This window comes from Micromonospora sp. WMMC250, from assembly GCF_027460215.1.
Classification (GTDB): domain Bacteria; phylum Actinomycetota; class Actinomycetes; order Mycobacteriales; family Micromonosporaceae; genus Micromonospora; species Micromonospora taraxaci.
This window is the reverse complement of the sequence record NZ_JAPZBJ010000002.1, coordinates 6826079-6850713: the sequence shown is the minus strand read 5'-3', so window position 1 is coordinate 6850713 and position 24635 is coordinate 6826079. Positions and strand designations below refer to the sequence as shown.

General features: G+C 72.7%; 28 protein-coding genes. 1 reads left to right on the top strand and 27 read right to left on the bottom strand.

What is annotated here, in order from left to right; translation table 11 throughout:
* The 9 genes from O3438_RS31235 to hisD all read right to left on the bottom strand — a co-directional run bounded on the left by O3438_RS31235 (position 1) and on the right by hisD (position 5951).
* A complete protein-coding gene (locus O3438_RS31235) occupies positions 1–447 on the bottom strand; it encodes a MarR family winged helix-turn-helix transcriptional regulator (protein ID WP_269683093.1) in 447 nt (148 codons plus the stop codon).
* 82 nt (positions 448–529) lie between these two features.
* Positions 530–919 carry a RidA family protein gene (locus O3438_RS31230; RefSeq protein WP_145779748.1) on the bottom strand — a complete coding sequence of 130 codons (390 nt, stop codon included), beginning with the start codon at positions 917–919 and terminating at the stop codon, positions 530–532.
* On the bottom strand, positions 916–1641 hold the full coding sequence (priA, locus tag O3438_RS31225) for a bifunctional 1-(5-phosphoribosyl)-5-((5-phosphoribosylamino)methylideneamino)imidazole-4-carboxamide isomerase/phosphoribosylanthranilate isomerase PriA (RefSeq protein ID WP_269683092.1): 726 nt from the start codon (positions 1639–1641) through the stop codon (positions 916–918). Before priA ends, O3438_RS31230 begins: the two co-directional genes overlap by 4 nt.
* 14 nt (positions 1642–1655) lie before the next feature.
* Positions 1656–1979, bottom strand: a complete 324-nt coding sequence (locus O3438_RS31220) for a hypothetical protein (protein WP_269683091.1) — start codon at positions 1977–1979, stop codon at positions 1656–1658.
* A gap of 36 nt (positions 1980–2015) precedes the next feature.
* Positions 2016–2648, bottom strand: a complete 633-nt coding sequence (gene hisH / locus O3438_RS31215) for an imidazole glycerol phosphate synthase subunit HisH (RefSeq protein WP_269683090.1) — start codon at positions 2646–2648, stop codon at positions 2016–2018.
* A complete protein-coding gene (locus tag O3438_RS31210) occupies positions 2645–2818 on the bottom strand; it encodes a hypothetical protein (protein ID WP_167524791.1) in 174 nt (57 codons plus the stop codon). Before O3438_RS31210 ends, hisH begins: the two co-directional genes overlap by 4 nt.
* A gap of 58 nt (positions 2819–2876) precedes the next feature.
* Positions 2877–3488 carry an imidazoleglycerol-phosphate dehydratase HisB gene (gene hisB, locus O3438_RS31205; RefSeq protein WP_269683089.1) on the bottom strand — a complete coding sequence of 204 codons (612 nt, stop codon included), beginning with the start codon at positions 3486–3488 and terminating at the stop codon, positions 2877–2879.
* A 37-nt stretch (positions 3489–3525) separates the two neighbouring features.
* A complete protein-coding gene (locus O3438_RS31200) occupies positions 3526–4614 on the bottom strand; it encodes a histidinol-phosphate transaminase (RefSeq protein WP_269683820.1) in 1089 nt (362 codons plus the stop codon).
* Between the two features lie 14 nt (positions 4615–4628).
* A complete protein-coding gene (gene hisD, locus O3438_RS31195; protein WP_269683088.1) occupies positions 4629–5951 on the bottom strand; it encodes a histidinol dehydrogenase in 1323 nt (440 codons plus the stop codon).
* Between the two features lie 106 nt (positions 5952–6057).
* On the opposite strand from hisD, the gene O3438_RS31190 reads away from it, so the two are divergent.
* On the top strand, positions 6058–6762 hold the full coding sequence (locus O3438_RS31190; protein WP_269683087.1) for an LON peptidase substrate-binding domain-containing protein: 705 nt from the start codon (positions 6058–6060) through the stop codon (positions 6760–6762).
* Here the strand turns inward: O3438_RS31190 and O3438_RS34235 are convergent.
* The 18 genes from O3438_RS34235 to O3438_RS31100 all read right to left on the bottom strand — a co-directional run bounded on the left by O3438_RS34235 (position 6677) and on the right by O3438_RS31100 (position 24610).
* A complete protein-coding gene (locus O3438_RS34235; RefSeq protein ID WP_442929751.1) occupies positions 6677–7459 on the bottom strand; it encodes a DUF2567 domain-containing protein in 783 nt (260 codons plus the stop codon). The genes O3438_RS31190 and O3438_RS34235 overlap by 86 nt on opposite strands.
* A gap of 257 nt (positions 7460–7716) precedes the next feature.
* On the bottom strand, positions 7717–9402 hold the full coding sequence (locus O3438_RS31180) for a MinD/ParA family ATP-binding protein (protein ID WP_269683086.1): 1686 nt from the start codon (positions 9400–9402) through the stop codon (positions 7717–7719).
* A gap of 74 nt (positions 9403–9476) precedes the next feature.
* A complete protein-coding gene (locus tag O3438_RS31175) occupies positions 9477–10505 on the bottom strand; it encodes a hypothetical protein (protein WP_269683085.1) in 1029 nt (342 codons plus the stop codon).
* A 42-nt stretch (positions 10506–10547) separates the two neighbouring features.
* Positions 10548–11492, bottom strand: a complete 945-nt coding sequence (locus O3438_RS31170; protein WP_269683084.1) for an RluA family pseudouridine synthase — start codon at positions 11490–11492, stop codon at positions 10548–10550.
* The gene (gene lspA, locus O3438_RS31165; protein ID WP_269683083.1) at positions 11489–12106 is read right to left on the bottom strand and encodes a signal peptidase II; all 618 of its coding nucleotides are present in this window, start codon (positions 12104–12106) and stop codon (positions 11489–11491) included. Before lspA ends, O3438_RS31170 begins: the two co-directional genes overlap by 4 nt.
* A gap of 64 nt (positions 12107–12170) precedes the next feature.
* Positions 12171–12590, bottom strand: coding sequence for a TraR/DksA family transcriptional regulator (locus O3438_RS31160; protein ID WP_124770807.1), 420 nt, complete (start codon positions 12588–12590; stop codon positions 12171–12173).
* A gap of 227 nt (positions 12591–12817) precedes the next feature.
* The gene (locus O3438_RS31155) at positions 12818–14317 is read right to left on the bottom strand and encodes a potassium/proton antiporter (protein WP_269683082.1); all 1500 of its coding nucleotides are present in this window, start codon (positions 14315–14317) and stop codon (positions 12818–12820) included.
* A 45-nt stretch (positions 14318–14362) separates the two neighbouring features.
* Positions 14363–14668, bottom strand: a complete 306-nt coding sequence (locus O3438_RS31150) for a DUF167 domain-containing protein (RefSeq protein WP_269683081.1) — start codon at positions 14666–14668, stop codon at positions 14363–14365.
* A gap of 10 nt (positions 14669–14678) precedes the next feature.
* On the bottom strand, positions 14679–15431 hold the full coding sequence (locus O3438_RS31145) for a hypothetical protein (RefSeq protein ID WP_269683080.1): 753 nt from the start codon (positions 15429–15431) through the stop codon (positions 14679–14681).
* Positions 15432–15511: 80 nt separating this feature from the next.
* A complete protein-coding gene (locus O3438_RS31140; RefSeq protein ID WP_088988417.1) occupies positions 15512–16318 on the bottom strand; it encodes a DivIVA domain-containing protein in 807 nt (268 codons plus the stop codon).
* Positions 16319–16362: 44 nt separating this feature from the next.
* The gene (locus O3438_RS31135) at positions 16363–16668 is read right to left on the bottom strand and encodes a YggT family protein (protein WP_030334503.1); all 306 of its coding nucleotides are present in this window, start codon (positions 16666–16668) and stop codon (positions 16363–16365) included.
* 30 nt (positions 16669–16698) lie between these two features.
* The gene (locus O3438_RS31130; protein WP_269683079.1) at positions 16699–17391 is read right to left on the bottom strand and encodes a cell division protein SepF; all 693 of its coding nucleotides are present in this window, start codon (positions 17389–17391) and stop codon (positions 16699–16701) included.
* A gap of 190 nt (positions 17392–17581) precedes the next feature.
* Entirely contained in the window at positions 17582–18325 is a 744-nt protein-coding gene (locus O3438_RS31125) for a YggS family pyridoxal phosphate-dependent enzyme (RefSeq protein ID WP_269683078.1), read from the bottom strand.
* Between the two features lie 9 nt (positions 18326–18334).
* A complete protein-coding gene (ftsZ, locus tag O3438_RS31120; RefSeq protein ID WP_088988414.1) occupies positions 18335–19450 on the bottom strand; it encodes a cell division protein FtsZ in 1116 nt (371 codons plus the stop codon).
* A 246-nt stretch (positions 19451–19696) separates the two neighbouring features.
* Complete coding sequence (locus tag O3438_RS31115) at positions 19697–20515, bottom strand: cell division protein FtsQ/DivIB (RefSeq protein ID WP_269683077.1); 819 nt, start codon at positions 20513–20515, stop codon at positions 19697–19699.
* Positions 20512–22077 (bottom strand): UDP-N-acetylmuramate--L-alanine ligase, encoded by a 1566-nt coding sequence (gene murC / locus O3438_RS31110; protein WP_269683076.1) that lies wholly within the window; start codon positions 22075–22077, stop codon positions 20512–20514. The genes O3438_RS31115 and murC overlap by 4 nt, the downstream gene beginning before the upstream one ends.
* A complete protein-coding gene (gene murG, locus O3438_RS31105) occupies positions 22074–23180 on the bottom strand; it encodes an undecaprenyldiphospho-muramoylpentapeptide beta-N-acetylglucosaminyltransferase (RefSeq protein WP_269683075.1) in 1107 nt (368 codons plus the stop codon). Before murG ends, murC begins: the two co-directional genes overlap by 4 nt.
* Positions 23180–24610: an FtsW/RodA/SpoVE family cell cycle protein gene (locus O3438_RS31100; RefSeq protein WP_442929750.1), complete on the bottom strand. Its 1431-nt coding sequence runs from the start codon at positions 24608–24610 to the stop codon at positions 23180–23182. Before O3438_RS31100 ends, murG begins: the two co-directional genes overlap by 1 nt.
* Positions 24611–24635 lie beyond the last annotated feature (25 nt).

The following is a 24635-nucleotide window of genomic DNA, read 5'->3' as shown; positions in this document are numbered from 1 at the left end:
TCACTGCTCCTTCTGTCGGTGGATGGTGTCGGTGACCTGGGTGAGGGTGTCGCGCAGCGCGACCAGCTCGGTGATGCCCAGCCCGGTGGCCTGGGCGATGCACATCGGGACGTGGTCGACCTGTTGGCGCAGGGCACGGCCCTGGTCGGTGAGGCCCACCTCGACCCGCCGCTCGTCGCTGGCCGACCGTCGTCGGGCCACCAGCCCCGCCCCCTCCAGCCGCTTGAGCAGCGGAGAGAGGGTGCCGGAGTCCAGTCGCAGCTCGGTGCCCAGCTCGGTCACCGTGCGGGCGTCGTCGGGACGCTCCCAGAGCACCAGCAGCACCAGGTACTGCGGGTAGGTCAGCCCGAACTCGTCGAGGATGGGCCGGTAGACGTCGGTCAGGGCGCGCGACGCGGTGTAGAGCGCGAAGCACACCTGCCGGCGCAGCACCAGGTCATCGGTCACCATTGAAACGTAGCCCACAATTAAGTTGTGCACAACCTAATCGGCGTGCGCCCGGCTCGCGGCCGGCTGAGCCGGGCGCACCTCAGCGATCGCCGAGGTACGCCTCCAACTCCACCTCGACCAGGTGCTCCGGGTCCAACAGGCCGGCCACCACCACCAGGGTGGCCGCCGGCCGGACCGCTCCGAAGACCGCGTTGTGCGCCCGGCCCACCTCGTCGGCGTGCAGCCGGTCGGTCACGTACAGCCTGGTCCGGACCACGTCACCCGGCTCCGCACCGACCTCGGCCAGCGCGTCCAACCCGATCCGCAGCGCCTGCGCGGTCTGCGCGGCGGCGTCACCGACGTGCACCACCTGACCGTCCACCGTCGCCGTGCAGCCGGCCGTCCAGGCCCGGTCACCGGCCCGGACCACGCGGGAGTAGCCGTAGCTCTGCTCCCACGGCCCACCCGACCCCAGCCGGGTGACAGTCACGCCTCGGCCAGCGTCCGCAGCGCCTCGGCCACCGTGAAGGCACCCGCGTAGAGCGCCTTACCGGCGATGACGCCCTCCACCCCGACCGGCTCCAGGGTCGCCAACGCCCGCAGGTCATCCAGCGTGGACACACCCCCGGAGGCGATCACCGGGCGATCGGTACGAGCACACACGTCGCGCAGCAGGTCCAGGTTCGGCCCGCGCATCGTGCCGTCCTTGGTGATGTCGGTGACGACGTACCGGCTCGCGCCCGCCTTGTCCAGCCGCTCCAGCACCTCGTACAGGTCACCGCCGTCCCGGGTCCACCCACGCGCGGACAGGGTCTGGCCCCGCACGTCCAACCCGATGGCCACCCGGTCGCCGTACTCCCCGACCACCCGGTCACACCAGACCGGGTCCTCGAGAGCAGCGGTGCCGATGTTCACCCGGGCCGCACCGGTGCCCAACGCCGCACGCAGCGACTCGTCGTCGCGGATGCCGCCCGACAACTCCACCTTCACGTCCAACTGGCGCACCACCTCGGCGAGCAGGTGCGCGTTGGTGCCCCGCCCGAACGCCGCGTCCAGGTCGACCAGGTGGATCCACTCCGCGCCGTCCTGCTGCCAGGCCAGCGCCGCGTCCAACGGGTCGCCGTAGACGCTCTCGCTTCCGAGGGCGCCCTGCACGAGCCGGACGGCCCGGCCGTCGGCGACATCCACGGCGGGTAACAGGGTCAGGCTCAACGTCTTCTCCTCGATCAGGTACGACGGTCCAGGGCGATCACCACGATCGCCGGCAGTACGAGCAGCAACAGCACGATCAGCGCGATACGCAACGCCAGATTGTCGACGAACGTCCAGATCAGAATCAGCGCCGCGCCGGTGAGCAGCACGATCGCGGCCCGCTCACCACGACTGTGCCGGGCCAGCCGGCCCGAACGGCCCCGCCGCAGCTGCGGCGTCAACCGGCGGACCACCGCGCGACGACGCTGCCGGCGAGCGACCTGCCGCTGCCGGACAGCCCGCTCCCGGGCCTGTTCCGCCTCCCGCTCGGCCCGCCGACGGGCCCGTTCCCGGCTCACGGCGACGCCCCCGCGCCGGGCACCGGGCGACGACGCTCAACCACCGCTGGGCAGCGTGGCGAGCCAGTTGCGCAGCAGCGCGGCACCGGTGTCGGCGGACTTCTCCGGGTGGAACTGGGCGGCCGACAGCGGACCCCGCTCCACCGCGGCGACGAAGTCGACGTCGTGGTGAGCGGTGGTCACCGTGGCGCCGGCGGCAGCCAGCGCCGTCGCGTCACCCACGGCGTACGAGTGGACGAAGTAGAACCGGCTCTGCTCCGGCAAACCGGCGAAGAGCACCGACTCCCCGGACGCCCGGACGGTGTTCCAGCCCATGTGCGGCAACCGCGTGGCGGCCAACCGGGTCACGCCACCGGGCAGCAGCCCGAGCCCCTTGGTCACCACACCGTGCTCCTCGCCGTACTCGAAGAGCACCTGCATGCCCACGCAGATCCCCAGCACCGGCCGACCGGCCGCCACCCGCTCGGCGATGACCGGACCGGCGCCCAACGCCTCGATCCCGGCCATGCACGCCGCGTACGCGCCCACCCCCGGCACCACCAGACCATCGGCGGCGGCTGCGGCGGACAGGTCGTCGGTCACCCGCACGTCCGCGCCGGCGGCAGCCAGTGCCCGCTCCGCCGAGCGCAGGTTGCCCGAGCCGTAGTCGAGCACCACCACGGCGCTCATGCGTCCTGCCCCGGCAACAGCCACAGCACCCCACCGACAGTGGCGAGCACCGCGAGCAGCGCGGTGATGCCCACCACGCCCTTCGACGCGCCCTGGCGGTACAACGACCAGGCGCCACCCACCAACACCCCGGCCAGGATCAGCAACAACGTCGGCAACGCGGCGCCCATCAGAGCCACCCGCCGATCGCGACTGCGGGGCTCCGCTTCGCTGCACTCCTCGCGCTCATCAGAGCGCACCCTTCGTGCTGGGGATCGCCCCGGCCGCGCGCGGGTCGATCGAGGTCGCCTCGCGCAACGCACGGGAGACCGCCTTGAACTGCGCCTCCACCACGTGGTGCGCGTCCGGGTGACCGCCCGGCCGGGCCGCCCGCAGCACGTCGACGTGCAGCGTTACCCGGGCCGCCTGCCCGAAGGACTCCCAAATGTGTCGGGTCATGCTCGTCGCGTAGACCGGCCCGATGTACGGGGCCAGTACCGGCTCGTCGTGCACCACGTACGGCCGACCGGACAGGTCCACGGCAGCCCGGACCAGCACCTCGTCCATCGGCACGGTCGCCGAACCGTACCGTCGGATGCCGGCCTTGTCGCCCAGCGCCTGGTCGAACGCGGCGCCCAGGGCGAGCGCGGTGTCCTCGATGGTGTGGTGCGCGTCGATCTCCAGGTCACCCGCGGTGCGCACGGTCAGGTCGAAGCCGCCGTGCCGGGCGATCTGGTGCAGCATGTGGTCGTAGAAGCCCACGCCGGTGCTGATCTCGGCGGCTCCGGTGCCGTCGAGGTCGATCTCGACGAGGACCTTGGTCTCCTTGGTGATCCGCTCCACCCGGGCGGTCCGACTCATCGCTTGCCTCTCGATCGCGGCTGCGGGGCTCGCAAGCTCACTCCTCGCGCTCCCACGTGACTGTCTCCATTGCGGTAAGGAAGGCATCGGTCTCGGCGGCGGTGCCGGCGGTCACCCGCAGCCAGCCGGCCAGACCGACGTCCCGGACCAGCACGCCCTGGGCCAGCAGGGCCTTCCAGACGATGGTCTGGTCGCCGCCCACCTGGAAGAGCACGAAGTTGGCGTCGCTGTCGGCGACCCGCAACCCGCGCTCCCGCAGCGTCGCCACGATCCGGTCCCGCTGCGCCATGATCGCACTCACCGTACCGAGGAGGGCGTCGCGGTGGGTCACCGCCGCACGTGCGGCGGCCTGGGTGAGCGTGGAGAGGTGGTATGGCAGCCGGACGAGCTGCATCGCCTGCACCACCGCCGGATCGGCGGCCAGGTAACCCAGCCGCCCACCGGCGAAGCCGAACGCCTTGCTCATCGTGCGGCTGACCACCAGCCGCGGGTGACCGGTCAGCACCGCCAGGGCGCTGACCGTCCCGGGCCGGGCGAACTCGGCGTACGCCTCGTCGACGACCACCATGCCCGGCGCGGCGTCGAGCACGGCGGCGATCACCGCCGGGTCCAGTGCCGTGCCGGTGGGGTTGTTCGGTGAGCAGAGGAAGACCACGTCCGGTTGGTGCTGGCGGACCTGGGCGACCGCCTCCGCGACGGTCAACCCGAAGTCGACGCCACGCTCGGCGGGCACCCACCGGGTGCCGGTGCCGAGGGCCAGCAACGGATGCATCGAGTACGCCGGAACGAAGCCGAGGGCGGTGCGCCCCGGCCCACCGAACGCCTGGAGCAGCTGCTGCTGGATCTCGTTGGAGCCGTTCGCCGCCCACACCTGCTCGACGGTCAGCCCGTGCCCGAGATATTCGGCCAGGTCGGCGCGGAGCGCCACCGCGTCCCGGTCCGGGTAGCGGTTCAACTCGCGCAACTCGGCCGCGAGCGCCTTGCCGATCGCCTCGACCACCGGCTCCGGCACCGGGTAGGAGTTCTCGTTGGTGTTGAGCCGCACCGGCACGTCCAGCTGCGGCGCCCCGTACGGCGACAGCCCTCGCAGGTCGTCGCGGATCGGCAGGTCGTCAAGACTCGTCACGTCGCCAAGACCCGTCACGTCGACGCTCCCGGGAAGCGCGCCTGCACCGCCTGGCCGTGTGCGGGCAGGTCCTCGACGTTCGCCAGGGTGACCACGTGCGGGGCCACGTCACGCAGCGCCGCCTCGGTGTACTCGATCAGGTGGACGCCGCGCAGGAACGACTGCACCGACAGCCCGGAGGAGTGCCGGGCGCAACCGCCGGTCGGCAGCACGTGGTTGGACCCGGCGCAGTAGTCGCCGAGCGACACCGGCGACCAGGCGCCCACGAAGATCGCCCCGGCGTTGCGCACCCGAAGCGCCCACGTCCGGGCGTCGGCCGTCTGGATCTCCAGGTGCTCGGCCGCGTACGCGTCGACCACCCGCAGCCCCGCCTCCAGATCGTCGACCAGCACCACGCCGCTCTGCTCGCCGGTCAGCGCCGTGGTCACCCGCTCGACGTGCTTGGTCGCCGACACCTGCCGGGCCAACTCCCGCTCGACCGACTCGACGAGCGCCAGTGACGGGGTGACCAGCACGCTCGCGGCCAGCGGGTCGTGCTCGGCCTGACTGATCAGGTCGGCGGCCACGTGCGCCGGGTCGGCGGTGTCGTCGGCCAGGATGGCGATCTCGGTCGGCCCGGCCTCGGCGTCGATGCCCACCACGCCCCGCAGCAGCCGCTTGGCGGCGGTCACCCAGATGTTGCCCGGGCCGGTGATCAGATCGACCGGGTCGCACCGCAGCTCACCCAACGGGTCGACCGCCGCGCCGTACGCCAGCATCGCCACCGCCTGGGCCCCGCCGACGGCGTACACCTCGTCGACGCCGAGCAGCGCGCACGCGGCGAGCACCCGGGGGTCGGGCAGGCCACCGTTGTCCTTCTGCGGCGGGCTGACCACCACCAGCGACCGCACCCCGGCCGCCTGCGCGGGCACCACGTTCATCACGACCGTCGACGGGTACATCGCCAGGCCGCCGGGCACGTAGAGGCCGACCCGGTCGACCGGCAGCCACCGCTCGGTGACAGTGCCACCGGGCACCACCTGCGTGGTGTGGTCGGTGCGCCGCTGGTCGTCGTGGACCCGACGGGCCCGGGCGATCGACTCCAGCAGCGCGGCGCGCACGCTCGGGTCGAGCACCCCCTCGGCCTTGGCGATCGCCTCGACGGGCACCCGCAGCACCTCCGGGGCGATGCCGTCGAACCGCTCGCTGGCCTCCCGGATCGCCGGGTAACCATGCTCGCGGACCGCCTCCACCAGCGGACGGATCCGCTCGACGGCGACAGACACGTCGAGCTGGGCACGGGGCAGCAGGCGGCGCGGGTCTCCGAGACCGTTGCGCAGGTCGATCCGGTTCAGCACCCTTGCGAGTCTAGGCGGCCCGCCCGCGGTACACCCGAGCCGCCCGTACGCCGGGACGGTGAGCCGGGCCACGCCCGCCGGGGCGAGATTGGTTAGGCTCGACCATGTGACCGCACGGCTGCCGGTGTTTCCGCTCGCAACGGTGCTCTTTCCCGGGTTGGTGCTGCCGCTGCACATCTTCGAGGAGCGCTACCGGGCGCTGGTCCGACACCTCGTCGACCTGCCCGAGGGCGCTCCCCGCGAGTTCGGTGTGGTGGCCATCCAGGCGGGCTGGGAGGTCGCGCCCGCCGGTCCCGGCGCCCGCGCGACGGCGGGCGTCGGCGAGGTCACCCTGCACGAGGTGGGCTGCACCGCCGAGCTGCGGCAGGTGACCGAACTGGCCGACGGTGGTTTCGACATCGTCACCGTCGGCCGCCGCCGGTTCCGGATCGCCGAGGTCGACGAGGACGCGGCTCCCTACCTGACCGCTGACGTCGAGTGGCTCCCCGACCCCTCCGGACCCGACGAGGTCGCCGACCTGTTGGCCGCCCGGGTGATCGCGGTGTTCCGGCAGTACCTGGGGCTGATCCGCCCCGACCCGGAGGAGATCTCCGAGCAGCTGCCGGAGGATCCGACGGTGTTGTCCCATCTGGTGGCGGCGACCGCGGCGCTCACCGTCGACGATCGGCAGCGGCTGCTGGCCATCGACGACACCGCCGCGCGGCTCCGCGCCGAGCTGCGGCTGCTCAACCGCGAGGCGGCTCTGCTGCGTCAGGTGCGGGCGGTTCCGGTGCCGTTGGCGGAACTGGCGTCCCCGCCGACACCCAACTGAGCCCCGGCTCGGGCTCCGGCCGCAGGCCCGGCCACCGCGACCAGCCCGCCAGCAGCGTGTACGTGACAGCGGCGCCGAACGCCGGCAACAGCAGGTTGCCGTGCGGCACCGGCAGGACACCGAGCAGCCAGTCGACCCCGCCGGCCCGCAGGTCGGCGGGTTTGGTGAAGGCCTGCCCGGCCGGAGCGGTGTCCAGCAGCCGGTCGAAGGTGGCCAATCCGATCCGCCGTCCCACCTGCCAGGCCACCGGCGCGGCGGCCAACGCGCCGAGCACCGCGGCGAGCAAACCGACCGGGCCACGCCGACGTCGCAGCACGAACCACAGCGCGAGCGCCACCAGCAACCCGAAGGCCAGCCCGAGCAGACTGAACCAACCATCGGCGGCGATCGGCTGCTCCGGTTGCGGGTCGGCGTAGATCGCCCCCTCGGCGGTCTTGAGCACCGGAGTGTCCGGCGCGAGCCCCGCCCAGAGCAGCCCGAACGGCACACCCAGGACGGCCACGGCGAGCGCGCTGGCCAGCACCGCCGCCACGGTACGCAGCGGACGACGCGGCTCGTCGAAGGTCAGCTCCAACAAGCTCCCGTAGGCCGCCGAGGCTGGGGCGTCGCCCGGACCGTACCCGTGCTGCGGTGTCGCCAGCTGGGCCTCCGGCGGCGGCACGGCCCCCGGCGGCGACAGGTCCCCCGGCGGTGGCAGGTCCCCGGGCTGCGACCCGGCGTCCGGCTGCGACCGGGCCGACCGCTCGGCGTCCGGCTGCGACCGGGCCGACCGCTCGGCGTCCGGCTGCGGCCCGGTCGACCGCTCAGCCTCCGGCGAGGTCGCGCCTGGCGTGCGGGGTGGCGCGGGTCGGTCGGGCTCGTCGACGGGCCGCGCGGGGTCGGGGTAGTCCGGGCTCACCCGATGATCCTCTCAGGCCCGGTCGAGTGGCGGGGCTCCGGTGGCGGCAGACCAGCTCACCGGGCGAACGGCTCCACCATCATCGCCGCCGCCCGCAACCACGCCTGCCGGGTCTCCGGCTGGAGCTGGTGGTATTCGATGGACGCCCCGGTCTCCAGCGCCGGGTCGTAGGGCACCACCGCCACCCCACGGGTACGGGTGGCGAAGTGCCGCTCCAGGTCGTCCTGCAACGGCGAGCGACCCGGGGTCGGGCAGGAGATGAGGGTGACGGCGTTGTCCGCCAGCTCGCCCATGCCCTCCTCGTGCAGCAGGTCGAGCATCCAGTCCGCGCTGAACGCCGCGTCCTCCCGCGGCACAGTGGTCACCACCAGCTGGTCGGCGGCCTGCATCACGGTGCGCCAGTTGGGGCTCTCCACGTTGTTGCCGGTGTCGACGCAGACCACGTCGTGGGTGCGGCGCAGCAGCTCCAGCACCCGCCGGACGGTGAACTGGTCCAGTCGCTGGGCGAAGCGCGGGCTCTCCTCGCCGGCCAGCACGTCGTACGAACCGTCGGAGGCGTGCCGCAGGTAGTCGTCCAGCCGACCCAGCAGCGTCTCGCCTTCGAGGATCTCGATCTGGGCCAGGTCGGTGACCAGGTGCCGGATCGTCCGGGCGTGCCGGGCACTGCCGGCGCGCAGCCCGAGGGTGCCGCGCAGCTCGTTGTCGTCCCAGGCCAGCACGCCCTGCCCGCGCACGCTGCCGACGGTGGCCGCGGCGAGCACGGTCGCGGTGGTCTTGTGCACCCCGCCCTTGGGGTTGGCGAAGGCGAACACCCGGGGCGTGCCCAGATCCCGCCGCAGCACCCCGTTGGCCCGTTCCTGCTCGTCGACACCCTGCGAGCGCCACTCGATCCGGGCCGGGTAGGAACGCTCGACGACCGCCGAGCCGACCGACTGGGCGACCGGCGGGGGCGCGACCGGCGGTGCGATCGGCGGTGGTGCGATCGGCGCGACCGGTGGCGCTGCGACCGGCGAGGGCTGCGGCACGGCGACCGGATAGCCGGTCTCCGGCTGGTAGCCGGTCTCCAGCAGGGCGTACCGCGACTCCACCGGCTGGTCGCCCGGCCGGTAACCGTTGTCCAGCAACGCGTACCGCGACGGACCCGGGTCGGGGACGGCCGGCGGCGGCTCGGGTTCGGTCCGGTACGTCGGCTCGACCCGATGGCCCGGATCCACCCGGTAGCCCGGCTCGGCGCGGTACGCCGGCTCGGCCCGATAGTCGGGCTCCCCCCGGTACGACTCACCCCGGTAACCCGGCTCGGCCCCGAAGCCCGGCTCCGGGCGATAGGTCGGCTCCGCCCGGTACGCCGGCTCGGCCCGATAGTCGGGCTCCGCCCGGTAACCCGGCTCGGCCCGGTACGCCGGGTCCGACCGGTACGCCGGCTCGGCGCGGTAGTCCGGCTCGGCCCGGTAGGCGGGGTCGACGCGGTAGGTCGCCTCGGCCCGGTAGTCGGGCTCCGCGCCGTACGACAGATCTGCTGGATGCCCGATGGCGGGCGCCCGCCCCGCGTAGCCGTTGGGAGCCGCGCGCCGGGGCAGCGGGTCAGGTGGCGCGTCGTCGGGACGCCGGTCCGGCTCGGTCTGCTCCGCGCCGCGACCGCCCAGCCGGGCACGGTCCAACAACGCACGCCACCGCGGCGCTGGTTCGGCCGGCCGGCCCCAGCCGGTCTCACTGCCCTCCACGGCCCGCCCTCCCAGCGCCATCGATCTCCGTCTGACAGGCTACGAACCAAACCCTATTCGGACCACACCTCAGAGCGCACACCAGCCGACGCAGATCACGACGACGCGGGTGTCGGGGATTCGGCACCGGTGCTGTCCGGGGAGGTGGCGGCGCTCGGCGGGGGCGGCTCGGTCGACTCGGCGGACGACGGCGCGGGTGACGGAATCGTGACGACCGGTGCGGGTTCCGACGATTCGCCCACCGACGTCAGCGGCGCGGGCGCGGGTGGGGTGGACTCCACGGAACCGTCCGGGGTCGACGCCGGACTCGGCCCGGTGTCGGCCGGCGGGCGCACCACGTCGCGCTGCTCGGGCAGTGGTGGCGTGAAGACAGTGCGGTCCAGCCGGTACACCTCGGGCGCCGGGTCGACGGCCCGGACGCCCGGGCGGGCTGCCACACCGCGCAACACCTGAGGGGCCGCCCGCACCACAGCGGCGTAGACGCAGGAGCAGCCGGTCCGGTACGCCGCCGCCTCCGCGGTCGCCACCTCGGCCCCGCTGACGTAGCGTTCCCGCAGCTCCCGCTCGTCCGCGCCGTCACCGTCGACAGCCGCGGCCCGGGCCTGGTAGTCGGCGGCTTCGGCGTCCTTGCGGGCCGCCACCTCGTCCATCCCGGCGACCACGTCGTCCGGCACCCGTAGCGCGGGAATGCGGACGATCTCGGTCTGCCGTCCGGGCAGCGGCACCCGCCCGAAGACGGTGGAGACCCCGACGTCGCCGAGCACCGCCGCCAGACGCTGCGGCGGCAGGTACTCGGTGAGCGTGACCAGCGCGTACGTGCCACTCCCCGAGGACGAGGCGGACGCGGGGAGCGCGGCCAGGTCGGCGGCGGCGGACCGCAGGTAACCGGGGACGGAATCACCGTCGGTGACGCCGACCCGGGTCACCTCACCCACCGTCCGGTCGCCCACCGGCGCGTCGTCGACAGCCCAGACCGCGGTGCCCAGGACCGCCGCCGCGGAGAGCACGGCGGCCCAGGTGAGCACCCCGGAGCGCGCCGACCGGTCGCCCAGCCGGGCCACGGCTCGGCTCAGCGGCGGCAGCAGCCGTTGGTCCAGCTGCCGCAGCAGGTTGCCGGCGCGCACGGGCGGGATCCCCTCGTCGGATCGGTGTCGGGCGGTCGCCGCTCAGTCACGCAGGATCTGGAGCGCACGTTCCAGGTCGTCAGGGTAGTCGCTGACGAACCGGACCTCGTCCCCCGTTCGGGGGTGCAAAAAGCTCAGTTCGCGGGCGTGCAACCACTGTCGGGCCAGGCCGAGACGGGCCGAGAGGGTGGGGTCGGCACCATAGGTGAGGTCACCCACGCAGGGGTGCCGCAGGGTGGAGAAGTGCACCCGGATCTGGTGGGTCCGACCGGTCTCCAGCCGGACGTCGACCAGGCTCGCCGCCGGGAACGCCTCGAGGGTGTCGTAGTGGGTGATGCTCGGCTTGCCGCCGGACACCACCGCCCAGCGGTAGTCGTGGGTCGGGTGCCTGTCGATCGGCGCGTCCACGGTCCCGCGCAGCGGGTCCAGGTGGCCCTGCACCACGGCGTGGTAACCCTTGTCCACCTCGCGGTACTTGAAGGCCCGCTTCAACGCCGTGTACGCCTGTTCGCTCTTGGCGACCGCCATGATCCCGGTGGTCCCCACGTCGAGCCGGTGCACCACGCCCTGACGCTCGGCGGCACCACTCGTGGAGATGCGGTGCCCGATCGCGGCGAGGCCGCCGATCACGGTCGGGCCGGTCCATCCGGGGCTGGGGTGGGCCGCCACTCCCACCGGCTTGTCGACCACCACGATGTCGTCGTCGGCGTAGACCACCCGCAGGCCGGGCACCGCCTGGGGCACGACGGTCGGTGGCGCGACCGGGGCGGGCAGCGTGACGTCCAGCCAGGAGCCGGCCTTGACCTTGTGCGAGTTCGGCCGGGCGCTGCCGTCGACGAGCGCGTCCCCGGCGTCCACCAGGGCCGCGGCGGCGGTGCGGGAGAGCCCGAACAGGCGGGACACGGCCTGGTCCAGTCGCATGCCGTCGAGGCCGTCCGGCACGGGCAGGGAACGGTGGTCGCCTCCAGCGGCGAATGCGGAGGTCATGCCCGCTCCTGCTGCTCGGCGGCGCCCTGGGGGGCGTCCGTCTCGGTCGGGTTGCCGTCGCGGCCGGCGCGGCGGCCGTCACGCTGGCGGCCGGTCAGCTCCAACAGCACGGCCAGCAGCACGCCGCAGACCAGCGAGCTGTCCGCCAGGTTGAACACCGGCCAGACCTGGCCGTACGGGTCGAAGAGGCTGATCATGTCGACCACGTGCCCGTGGAAGGGTGATGGTGCCCGGAAGATCCGGTCGACGAGGTTGCCCAGCGCGCCGCCCAGCACCAGGCCGAGGGAGATCGCCCAGGGCAGTGAGCGCAGTCGCAGTGCCATCCAGACGATCCAGCCGACCACACCGATGGTGATCAGCGGGAAGACCCATGTGTGGTCCGCGCCGATGCTCCAGGCGGCACCGCTGTTGCGGGTCAGGCTCAGGTAGACGAACCCGCCGAGCAGACGGACCGGCTCCCGGTCGGTCAACGCGGCCAGCGCGAGGTGCTTGGTGACCAGATCGGCCAGCAGGGCCACCAGGGCGACTCCGGCGAGGATCGCAACGGCCCGGGGTCGGCGTGTGCCGCCGCCCGGATCGGTACGGCCGGGTTCGGCGGACGGTGCTGCGGTCATGCGCTCCCCATCGACAGTCTCGGCGGTGATCGCTCACCGTCTCATCGCCGCCGGGGAACGGACCTCAGCGCCGTTCCTCCAGCTGCTTGCACGTCACACACTGGGTGGCCGACGGGAATGCGGCGAGGCGCTCGACCGGGATCGGGTTGCCGCACCGCTCGCACCAGCCGTAACCACCCTCGTCGAGGCGCTCCAACGCGCGCTCCACCTGCGTGATCCGTTCCAGAATGCTGTTGGCGAGAGAGATCTCCTGCTCCCGCTCGAGCGTCTTGGTGCCCGTGTCGGCCTGGTCGTCCCCGGCCGAGTCGGTCAGCCGATCGCGCTGCAGCTCGGTGATCTCGCTCAGCGTCTGATCGTACTCGGCACGAAGCTCGTCCCGCCGCGCCGCCAACGCCGCCCGGATCTTCTCGGTCTCCGCAGTGCTCCGGGTGGCCTTGGCCACCGGCTTGCGCCCGGCGGTCCTGGTGTCGGCTGGCTTAGCCATGGGTCGCTCCCTCGGCCGGGGAGCCGCGTGGTTCGCGGCATCCTGGTCAGGGGGCGCCGACCAAGGCGTCCCCTAATGGACGAAAAGGGGCGCACGGCGACGATGGCCGCGCACTCCGGAGGTTGGCAAGAATACGGAACGTACAGGCGTCCGACAACGTGCCGCACCGTCGCACCGCTCAACAGCCCCTAGCCCTGCCTAACTGGGGCAAAGGGAACGCTAGCAGATCAACCGGGCACCTCATCCCCGTGTTCGCCAAACCACCGAGCCAGCCGACCCCGTCGGCTGACCGCCCGCAGCCTCCGCTCGGCGGCATCCCGGACCCCGGCCGTCGCCACGATCAACAGGCTGTCGCCGGTCTTCAGCCGGGTGTCCGGCGCGGGCACGAATCCCACCCCGTCGCGCAGCACCAGCGTCACCGACGCGCCCAGCGGCAGCCGCAGCTCGTCGACGTGCACACCGGCCAGCCGCGAGCCCGGCGGCACCTCCACCTGGAGCAGATCCGCGCGCATCCGCTCCAGCGGGGCGGTCTCCACATGGATCTCGGCGGCCTCGGTCGGCGCGGTCACCCGCAACCAACGGGCGAACGGCCCCAGCGCCCCGGCCTGCACCAGAGTGAAGATCACCACCAGCACGAAGACCACGTCGAAGAGACGCTCCGCACCGGGCACCCGCTCGGAGAGCGGAATGGTCGCCAACACGATCGGCACCGCCCCGCGCAGCCCCGCCCAGGACAGGAACGCCTGTTCACGGAGGCCGACCCGGAACAGCAGCGCCGAGACGGCCACCGACAACGGCCGGGCCAGCAGCACCAGGGCCAGCCCCGCGACCACAGCGGGAAGCACCGCCGCGTCCAACCGGCCCGGTGAGGCCAGCAACCCGAGCAGCACGAACAGCCCGATCTGGGCGAGCCACGCCAACCCGTCCGCGAAACCGAGGATCGCCTGCCGGTGCGACAACCGGGCGTTGCCCAGCAGCACCCCGGCCACGTACACCGCGAGGAACCCCGAGGCGTGCAGCACCGCCCCGGCGGCGTACGCCAACACGGTGATGCCCACCGCGGCGATCGGGTAGAGACCGGCCGACGGCAGCGCCGCCCGGCGCAGCGCCCAGGCGCCGGCGACACCCGCACCCACGCCCACCGCCGCGCCCACACCCAGCTCGTAGCAGACCAGCCCGACCTCGTACCACCACGGATGCGCCCAACCCTCGTGGGACAGCAGCACCACCAGCAGCACCACCGGGGCGTCGTTCATGCCCGACTCGGCCTCCAGGGTGGCCACCAGTCGGGGCGGCAACCGCAGCCGGCGCAGGGTGGCGAAGACGGCCGCCGCGTCGGTGGACGACAGCACCGCCCCGTAGAGCAGCGCCAACCGCCAGTCCAACCCCAACAGAAGGTGTACGGCGACACCGACCACCACGATGCTCACGACGACGCCGACCGTGGAGAGTGCCGAGGCCAGCCCGAGCACCGGTCGTAGCGTGCTCCACCGGGCGGTGAGACCACCCTCCGCGATGATCACGATCAGCGCGCAGAAGCCGAGCGTCCGGGTCAGCTCGACGTCGTCGAAGCGGATGCCCAGCCCGCCCTCGCCGATCGCCACACCCAGCGCCAGGTAGACGAGGAGGCTGGGCACACCGAGCCGGGTGGAGAGTCGCACCGCGCCCACGGCGACCAGCAGCACGGCCGCACCGAGCAGCAGCCCGATGTCCAACCCGGGCGTCATGGTCGGACCAACCCGGCCGTCACGGCTGCCCGGCCCGGGCGTTCCTCACTCGGCAGATCCGTCGCGCAGTCGGCGCAGCAGCGCGGACAGCTCCGGCGCGGGCCGGTCGACGAGGAACAGCTTGTCCCGACTCGCCGCACCGGCGCGCAGGGACACCGCCGCCGGCCGGATGCCCAGGGCGGCCGCCAACGCCCGGCGGGCCGCCTCGGTCGCCCGCCCGTCGACGGCGGGGTCGTGCACCGCGATCACCAGGGCGGGCCCGTGTGGACCGTCGAAGCGTCCGCCCACCCGGTCCCGGGAGGCTCCGGGCTTCACCCGTACCGCCACGGTGAGCGTCTCCTGCGCGGGCACCGGCGCCGCTTCAGATCGGCCGGACGTCGGCGAGCAGGGCGGTGGCTGGCGCGCACTGCGCGCAGGGAGTGAACCCGAGCTCGACGGCCTCGGCGACCGGCAGCTCCTCGGGCACCCGTCCAGCGAGGTACGGGCAACTGGCGAGGTGGTAGCGGGGGTGACCGTCGACCACCTGGACAGCGTCGGGGAGTCGCGCCACCCGGGCCGCCTCGGCAGGGGTCACCGGCTGCTCGGCCGGCTCGTCGGCGCGATAGGCGTCGTCGGTCGACGCCGCGGACGACGAGGCGGGGCTGACGGGCCGGACGGGAGCGGACTCGCCGTCGGACGGAGTCACGAACGGTGCCCCGTCGTCGAACGGCGGCACCTCGTCGGCACCGGAGTCGAACGGCGGCTCCGCCGCGGAGCCGAACGGCGGCTCACGGTCGACCGGCGGCTCGGGTGGTTGCCGCCACCCGGTGCCGCCGGTGCCAACCGTCGTGGGCACGTGCTGGACCGGTATCTCCGGCTCGACCGGCGGCGGCCCGTACGCGGAACCCGTGGCCTGGCCGGCCATTCGGGAAACGTCGGGCTGTCGCCGGCTGGTCCGGCCGGGATCCGCCGTCGCGCGGTTGGCGGCTGCCTGGCGGGCGCCCACCACCAACGCCACGGCGGCCAGCAAACTGGCCGCGATGGAAATGATCAACAGGAAGCTGGACCCACCGGCCAGGCCGAGCACCAGGAGGACCACCGCGACGAGGATGAGCAGGAGACTTGCGACTATCACGGCTCACCCCCGCCGCGTCGTACCGCCCAGACGGGGCCGGCGACCGTCACCATTGTCGGAGAGCGATCGCCGGCCGGTGCTCAGCGTCCGGCTTCGAGGGCGCCGGAGCGCCCGCCGCCGCCGTACGAACCGGCGAGGCCCGCAGCGGCCAGCCCGTTGCCGCCGGCGACCCGGCCTGCCTCGGAGCGGGTCATCTCGGCTTCGAGGCCCTGGCCGCGACCGTCGAGGTCCCGCAGCTGGCTCTCCAGGTACGCCTTGAGCCGGGTGCGGTACTCACGCTCGAACTGCTTGAGCTCCTCGATGTGCTTCTGCAGCGCCGTGCGCTTGGCGTCCAGGCCGCCCATGGCCTCCTGGTGCCGCTGGCGGGCGTCCCGCTCGAGGGCGTCAGCCTTCGCGCGCGCCTCCCGGGTCACCTCCTCGGCCTTGCTGCGAGCCTCGGACAGCAGGCTGTCGGCCTCGCGGCGAGCGTCGGAGACGTGGTCATCGGCGGTGCGCTGGGCCATCATCAGCACGCGCAGGGCCTGCTGCTCGCCGTCACCGGTGACGCCCGCGGGGCCGCCGGTCGTGCGGACCTGCTCCAGCTCGGCCTGCATCGCGCGGGCGGCCTGCTCGGCCGCCGACTTGTCGCGCTGCACCCGGTCCAGCTGGGCCTTGACGTCGTTGAGCTCCGCCGCCAGTCGGGCGTCGCCGCCGGGGCCCGCGGGGGCGCCGCCACGGCCGCCGCGCTCCACCTGGGCGCGCAGCTCGTTGTTCTCCTCGATGAGACGGGCGAGCTCGCGCTCGACCTCATCGAGGAAGGCGTCGACCTCTTCCTCGTCATACCCCCGCTTGCCGATCGGCGGCTTTTTGAAGGCGACGTTGTGGACGTCGGCCGGGGTCAGCGGCATCGAAACTCCTCGGGTCAGTTGCGGCCGCGAAAGCGCGTCGGTCATCAGGCAGATGCCCTGATCGACGGCCCTAACACGAACTCCATCAGCACGAACAGGATAACCAGGAGCACAAGGGAGGCCAGGTCGATGCTCACGGTACCAATTCGCAGCGGAGGGATCACACGCCTCAACGCGTTGAGAGGGGGATCAGTGACGCTCCACACGGATTCCAATCCTGCCGATGCGCCGCGCCCCGGTTGCCAGCGCCGGCCGTACTGCAGGACGGCGCTCAACACGAACCGGGACAGGAGAAGGAGCAGGAAGACATAAAGGATCAGGTACAGCACTTGCAGTAAGATCGACAACACGGTCAGCGACGTCCCTCGGGTCGGGCGGGGTCAACTCAGGCTGAAAAAACCGCCCTCAGCGATCTTGGCCTTGTCCTCAGCGGTGACCTGGACATTGGCCGGTGAGAGCAGGAACACCCGATTGGTCACGCGCTCGATCGTACCGCGCAGACCGAACGCCAGACCGGCGGCGAAGTCCACCAGACGGCGGGCATCGGCCTCATCCATCTCGGTGAGATTGATGATCACCGGAACGCCGTCGCGGAAGTGCTCACCGATCGTGCGCGCCTCCCGGTAGGTGGTCGGATGCAGCGTGGTGATCTGGTAGCGCTGCTCCTCCTCGGGCAACGCCCGCTCACGTGCCGTGACCTGCGGCGCGAGGGCCAGGTTGTCACGGGTGTGGTAGGTCAACGCGCCGGAGGTCTCACCAGCTGACGACCGTGTGATCGACCGGACGCTGGACCGCTCGATCCGCTCCGGACGCTCACCGTCGCCACGGTCGGACTCGCCCAACCGCCCGCTCGCGCGCTCGGAGAGCCGCCCCCGCTCACTGATCCGCGGCCGGGGAGCCGGCGGCTCCTCGGTGTCGTCCTCGTCCTCGTCGGCGAACTCCTCGGCGTACCGGCTCTGCCGGTAACGCGACTCGCGGTAGCCACCCTTGTCGTAGCCACCGTCGTCGTAGGCCCGCTCGTCGTCTTCCTCGACCAGACCGAGCCAGACCCCCGCCTTGCGCAGTGCACCCATCCCGCGCCCTTCCGTCCGCCGTGCGGCACGCGCCCCCGTGCCATGTCGCCCGTCGCGAGTGGACAACCATGCCCATCGGACCGAAACGGCAATCCCCCGGCGCGCGATTCGCGTCGCGCGCCACGACCCCCGACCAGGAGACGCCATCCCTGAAACAACACTGATGTAATTTGCATGTCTCGCGGTCAGGCTACCGCAGCGTGGAACGCATTCCGAGCAACGCGCTACCGACGCGGACATGTGTCGCGCCATATCGGATCGCGATCTCGAAATCTCCGCTCATCCCCGCGGACAGCGCTGTCGCTCCCGGATGGACCCCCCGGAACACGTCGGCGACCTCGGCGAGACGGGCGAAGGCCCGCTCCGGTTCCCAACCCAGCGGAGCTACCGCCATGAGGCCGACGAGACGCAGCCCGGACGCCTCGGCCACCGCCTCGGCCACCGGTTCCAGCCCGGCGCCCGGATCGGCCGACCCGGGCAACGCCCCACCCCGGGCCGCGTCGCCGTCGATGCTCACCTGGACCAGGACGTCGAGCGGCTGCTCCCGGTCGGCGGACGCGGTGGCCAACGCCCGGGCCAGCCGGACACTGTCGACGGACTGCACCACATCGGCGTACCGGACCACCGAGCGGGCCTTGTTGCGCTGCAACTGGCCGATGAAGTGCCACCGCGGACGCACCCCGGCCGCCGCCACCTCGGCGGCCTTACCGGCCGCCTCCTGGTCGCGGTTCTCCCCCATGTCGGTCACCCCGAGCCCGGCCAGCGCCACCACGTCGCTGGCCGGGTAGGTCTTCGTCACCGCGATCATCGTGACGTCGGCGCGGTCCCGGCCGGCCTGCGCGCAGGCGTCGGCGATCCGGGACCGCACCTGAGCCAGGCCGGCCGCGATCTCGGCGTGCCGTTCCGGCCGCGCCGTGGCTGAGCTGTCGGTCATCGGCGGTGCTCAGGACCCGTTCTTGAGGAAGTCGGGAACGTCCACGTCGTCGAAGAGCACCCGACGCGGCGACTGGGCCGGAGCCGGGTTGGTCGCCGGCGCGGGCACCGGGGTGCTCTGCGGCGCCGGTTGGTTGGTGTTGGTCTTCCGGGTCGGCTCGGCCGCCTTGTACGCGGGCGTGCCACCGTCGAAGCCCGCCGCGATGACGGTCACCCGCACCTCGTCACCGAGCGCGTCGTCGATGACCGCACCGAAGATGATGTTGGCGTCCGGGTGGGCCGCGTCGGTGACCAGCTGGGCAGCGTCGTTGATCTCGAACAGGCCGAGGTCGGAACCACCGGCGATGGAGAGCAGCACGCCGCGCGCGCCGTCCATGCTCTGCTCCAGCAGCGGGCTGGAGATGGCCGCCTCGGCCGCCTCGACCGCGCGGTTCTCACCGCGGGCGCTGCCGATGCCCATCAACGCGCTGCCGGCGCCGCTCATCACGCTCTTGACGTCGGCGAAGTCCAGGTTGATCAGACCCGGGGTGGTGATCAGGTCGGTGATGCCCTGCACACCGGAGAGCAGCACCTGGTCGGCGGTGCGGAACGCGTCCATCATGCTGATGTTGCGGTCGCCCAGGGCCAACAGCCGGTCGTTCGGAATCACGATCAGCGTGTCGCACTGGTTGCGGAGTTCGTCTATCCCCGACTCGGCCTGCACCTGGCGCCGCTTGCCCTCGAAGGAGAACGGACGGGTCACCACACCGATGGTCAGCGCGCCGAGTTTGCGGGCGATGTTCGCCACGACGGGCGCGCCGCCGGTGCCGGTGCCGCCGCCCTCGCCGCAGGTCACGAAGACCATGTCGGCGCCCTTGAGCACCTCCTCGATCTCGTCGCGGTGGTCCTCGGCGGCGTTCTTGCCGACGTCCGGGTTGGCCCCGGCCCCCAGGCCGCGGGTCAGCTCCCGACCGACGTCGAGCTTCACGTCGGCGTCACTCATCAGCAGCGCCTGCGCATCGGTGTTGATCGCGATGAACTCGACGCCCTTGAGCCCAACCTCGATCATCCGGTTGACGGCGTTGACGCCGCCGCCCCCGATGCCGACGACCTTGATGACCGCCAGGTAGTTGTGCGGAGGTGTCATCTCCGGTCCTTTCCTTCGAGATTGGCTTCGGCCGACCGGGTACGGCGTGGCCAGACCAGCGGCCGACGACAGCTGTCACCAGCGAGGATCAGGGGTGAACCCTCACCCTCTACTAGAGGCTTACAGTTATGTCAACCACTGAACCTCTTCGGGGCAACGTAAGCGCCACCACGCCATGAGCCAAGGACCCGCCCGGCGTGTCGCCGGCCGGAGCGCAACGGGTCACGACGTCACACGCCTCCCAGCTCATCGGAAGGTCACCACGTCCGGCGCGCTCACGTCGATCCGATCGGTGTCCTCGTCGAGCAGCGCGGTGGCCACCCGGGCCTTGTCCGTACCCCGTGTCGCGTCGCCCCAGACCACCGTCCGGTCCCCCTTCAGCCGCAGGGTGATCCGGGCCAGCCCTTCCACGTTCACGTCCACCACCTCGGCGCGGAGCTGGGGCGTCAACGCGACGAGCACCTCCAGCCCGGCGCGGGTGCCCGGGTCGTCGGCGGCCGGCCGGCCCACCGTCACCTGGGGCAACTCGGCGGGTCGTTGGTCCACCGTCCGGAACGCCACTCCGCTGTCGTCGATCAGGGCGAACCTCTCCCCCTGCGGCACCGCCGCCACCGGAGTCCGCTCGGTCACCCGCACCACGAGCGTGCCGGGCCAGTCCCGGGAAACGGTGGCCCGTCGCACCGGGGGCAACGCGCCGACACGACGGGCGGCGGCGGCCAGGTCCACCCGGGCCAGCGGCACACCGTCCGGCACCGCGACAGCGTCGCGCACCTGGACCGGGGTCACCAGGTCGGCACCCTCCACCCGTACCTCCCGCACACCGAACAGCCCGGTGCCGAGCACCACCCACGCGACCAGCCCGGCCAACGCGAGCACCCCGGCGGCGACCGCCCAGGGCAGAGCGGCGCGCATCCGACGCTGCCGGGCCCGGGCCATGAACCGGCGGGTCGAGGGCGGAACCGCGTCCCGCCCGGCCCGAACCAGCTGCCAACGCCGGGCCGGACCACGACGCGGAGCGCCACCGTCGCCGGCGCTGGTCCGCCCTCGGGCCGGGCCGGGACTCATCCGGCCGTGGACGCCGTGCCGCCGGGTGCGGCGGTGCCACCGAGGGCCGCCCCGTCACCGCCGGCCGTTGCCCCGCCCGGCACCGGATCGCCGAGCACCGCGGCGGTGGCCACCGGGTCGACGGTCGCGGTCGGCGCGGCGCCGGCCCCCCGCTCCCCCAGCGCGGCCAGCAACTCGTCACCCATCAGCGAGATCGGCGGGGCGCCCATGGTCACCACCACGTCCCCCGGGCGGGCCCGACGGGCCACCTCGACCGGGGCGGCCTCCCACGAGTCGACGAAGACCTTCCGGTCGGCGGGCAGATCCACCGCCGCGATCAGCGCCGCCGAACCCTCACCGGGCTGGCGCAGCTCGCCCGGCCCGAACACCTCCAGCAGCACCACCTCGTCGGCGATGGCCAGCGCCTCCGCGATCTCCGCCTGGTTGTCGCGGGTGCGGTACAGCCGGTACGGCTGGAAGACGACGATCAGCCGCCCGTCCCCGGCCACCTCGCGCAGCGTCTGCAACGCCAGCGTCATCGACGTCGGGTGGTACGCGTACTCGTCGTAGACCAGCACGCCGTCCGCGACACCCTTGCGCTCGAAGCGCCGCCGCACGCCGGGGAAGACCGCCAGCGCGGCCTCCGCCGCCTCCAACGGCAACTCCAGCAGGTACGTGGCCAGCACGGCGGAAGCGCTGTTCAGCCCCATGTGCCGCCCCGGCACCGGCAGCCGGAACTCGCCCAGCGACCGGCCGTCGATGGCGGCCAGGTAGCGCACCCCGCGTGCCGAGGAGGAGATCTCGGTCAACCGCAGGTCGGCGTCGGCCGCCTCGCCGTAGGTGAACACCCGCCGCCCCTCGGCGCGCAGGCTCTCGGCCAACCGTCGACCGCCCGCATCGTCGGCGCAGGTGATGATGAACCCGTCCGGGTCGGTGAGGCGGGCGAACTCCACGAACGCCGCCTCCAGCGTCGCGTAGTCGCCGTAGGTGTTGAGGTGGTCCGCCTCGACGTTGGTGATGATCGAGACGTACGGGCGGTAGATGAGGAACGAGCGGTCGCTCTCGTCCGCCTCGACCACGAAGTGCTCGCCGGTGCCGTGGTGGGCGCCCGAGCCGACCTCGGAGATCTCGCCGCCGATCACGAAGGACGGGTCCACCCCGGCCTGCTGCAACACCATGGTCACCATCGACGTGGTGGTGGTCTTGCCGTGCGTACCGGCCACCGCGATCGCCCGACGGCCCGTCATGGCCGCGGCGAGGGCCTCGGAGCGGTGCAGCACCCGCAGGCCGCGCCGACGCGCCTCGACCAGCTCCAGGTGGTCCTGCGGGATGGCCGAGGAGTAGACGACGGTGTCGACCCCGTCGAGGTTGGTCGCCTCGTGGCTGAGGTAGATGGTGCCGCCGAGCGCCCGCAGCCCGGCGAGGGAGGGCCACTCCCGCAGATCGCTGCCGGAGACCCGGATGCCCCGGGTGAGCAGCAGCCGGGCCACGCCGAGCATGCCCACCCCACCGACACCGATCAGGTGGACGGCGCCCAGGTCCTCGGCGGTGAGCGTGCCGGCCGGGGTGAACTGCGCGGTCATCGGGCCACCGCCTGGAGGACGAAGGAGCGCAGCGCCTCGTCGCCGTCACGCCGCCCGTACCTCGCCGCGGCGGCGCCCATCGTGTGCAGCCGCTGCGGGTCGCGGATGAGCGGGATGACGGTGCGCTCCAGCCAGTCCGGGGTGAGTTCCGCGTCGTCGACCAGCAGCCCGCCGCCGGCCTCCACCACGGGCAGGGCGTTGCGCCGCTGCTCCTGGTTGCTGTGCGGGTACGGCACGTAGATCGTCGGCTGCCCGATCGCGGAGACCTCGGCGACGGTCATCGCACCGCCCCGGGCCAGCATCAGGTCGGCGGCGGCGTAGCCCAGCTCCATCTCGGACAGGTACGGCAGCGTCACGTACGGCACCGGCAGGTCGGTGGGGATCGGCACCGGCTCGTTGCGGGCGCCCATCACGTGCAGCACCTGCACGCCGTTGCGGGCCAACTCCTTGGCCGCTCCGGACACCGCCAGGTTGATCGAACGGGCACCCGACGAGCCGCCGGAGACGAAGAGCACCGGCAGGTCCGGGCGGAGCCCGAAGTGGGCGCGGGCGGCGTTGCGCAGCGCGTACCGGTCCAGTGCGGCGATGCTGCGGCGCAGCGGCACCCCCACGATGGTGGCGTCGCGCAGGGACTCGGCCTGACTGGGCTGGTGCGGGAAACCGACAGCGACGTTCTTGGTGAACTTCATGCCGAGCCGGTTGGCGACGCCCGGCGGCACGTTCACCTCGTGGATCACCATGGGCATCTCGCGACGCCACGCGGCCAGGTAGGCCGGCACCGAGACGTACCCGCCGAAGCCGACGACCACGTCGGCCTTCACCTCGTCGATCACCTTGCCCGCCGCGCGCGCGGCGGTCCACATCCGGCCCGGGGTACGGACCAGGTTCATGTTGACCGACCGGGGCAGTTGGTACGCCGGGATCTGCCGCAGGTCGTAGCCCTGCGGCGGGATCAGATCGTTCTCCATGCCGCGTGGTGTGCCGAGGCAGGTGATCCGGACGCCCGGGTCGTGTCGGCGCAGGCAGTCGGCGAAGGCGAGCAGCGGGTAGACGTGCCCCCCGGTGCCACCTCCCGCGAGCACCACCGAACGCAGCGGACCCATCAGCGTCTCCTCTCGCTCGCCGTGCCCTGACGGCTCCGGCCCTGCCGGACACCGCGCGGCGCGGCCTGGTCGTCCTGTCGCCGCTCCCGCGACCGGGGCACGGGCCCTCGGGCCGCCGGTGGCGTCGCCGGCCGGCGACGCCGGCCGGGAAGCGGCGGCAACGGGGCCCAGAGTAGTCGGACCCACCGGGCCGGCGGACGGGCATGCAGTGCTCTGGCCGCATCGGGTTCGGCGCGGGCGAAGGACGCCAGCATGCCGATGCCCGCCAACGTCACCACCAGCGCACTTCCGCCGTCGGAGATGAACGGCAGCGGCAGGCCGGTGATCGGCAGCAGCCCGACCACCCCACCGATGTTGATCACGGCCTGGCTGACCAGCCAGGTGGTCACGGCGGTGGCGGCGAGCCGGCGGAACGGGTCGTCGACCCGACGGGCGATCCGGAAACCGGTGTACGCGAGGACGGCGAAGAGGCTGAGGATCACGACACACCCGATCACGCCCAGCTCCTCGGCGATGATCGCGAAGATGAAGTCGTTGTGCGCCTCGGGCAGCCAGTCCCACTTGAGGCTGCCCTTGCCCAGCCCGACACCGAACCAGCCACCGTGCTCGATGGCCAGCCGGCCCTGGTAGAACTGGAGGCAGTCGTTGAGCTTGCAGGTCTCCGGGTCCGGTGGGTTGAAGAACATGGCCAGCCGGGCGAGGCGGTAGTTGTCAGCGCCGCGCTCCCCGGAGCCGGCGCCCAGCGAGGCCACCGCGACCAGCAGGCCGATCCCGATCAGGCCGGCCGCCGCCAGTGCGCCGAAGACCCGCATCCGCACCCCGGCGGCCCAGAGCAGGCCCACGACCAGGGCCAGCAGGCAGAGCATCGTGCCGGTGTCGTTGTAGCCGACCAGGACGAAGAGCAGGCCGACCACCGGGAAGAGCGGGGTGGCCAGCTCGCGCCACCAACCCAACGCGGCGCCCTTGCGGGCGACCAGGTGGGCACCCCAGAGCACCATCGCGAACTTGGCCAACTCGGAGGGCTGTAGCTGGATGCCGCCGACGAACAGCCAGTTCAGCTGCGCCTCGATGGGCCCGAAGCTGGCCGACTCCTGCTTGGTCAGGCGGGCGATCGCGACCAGCAGGTTGAGCACCACCAGCAGGGCGATCGAGGCGAACAGCAGCGGCCGGCCCAGCGAGCGGTAGGTGCTGGCCGGCAGGCGCTGGCAGACCCAGAACGCGCCGATGCCGATCACCGCGAAGATGGCCTGCTTGGTCACCGAGGCCGAGGCGTTGCCGTCCTCGGCGTAGTCCTTCACGCTGGTCGCCGAGAAGACCATGGTCAGGCCGATCAGCAGCAGCAGGCCGGCGCAGGACAGCAGCAGGTAGTAGGAGGCCAGCGGCCGGTCCAGCAGGCCGCGCAGGGCGGCGAGCCCGGCGGCCCCGTCCAGCCCGCGCAGCGGCGCCGCCGGGTCC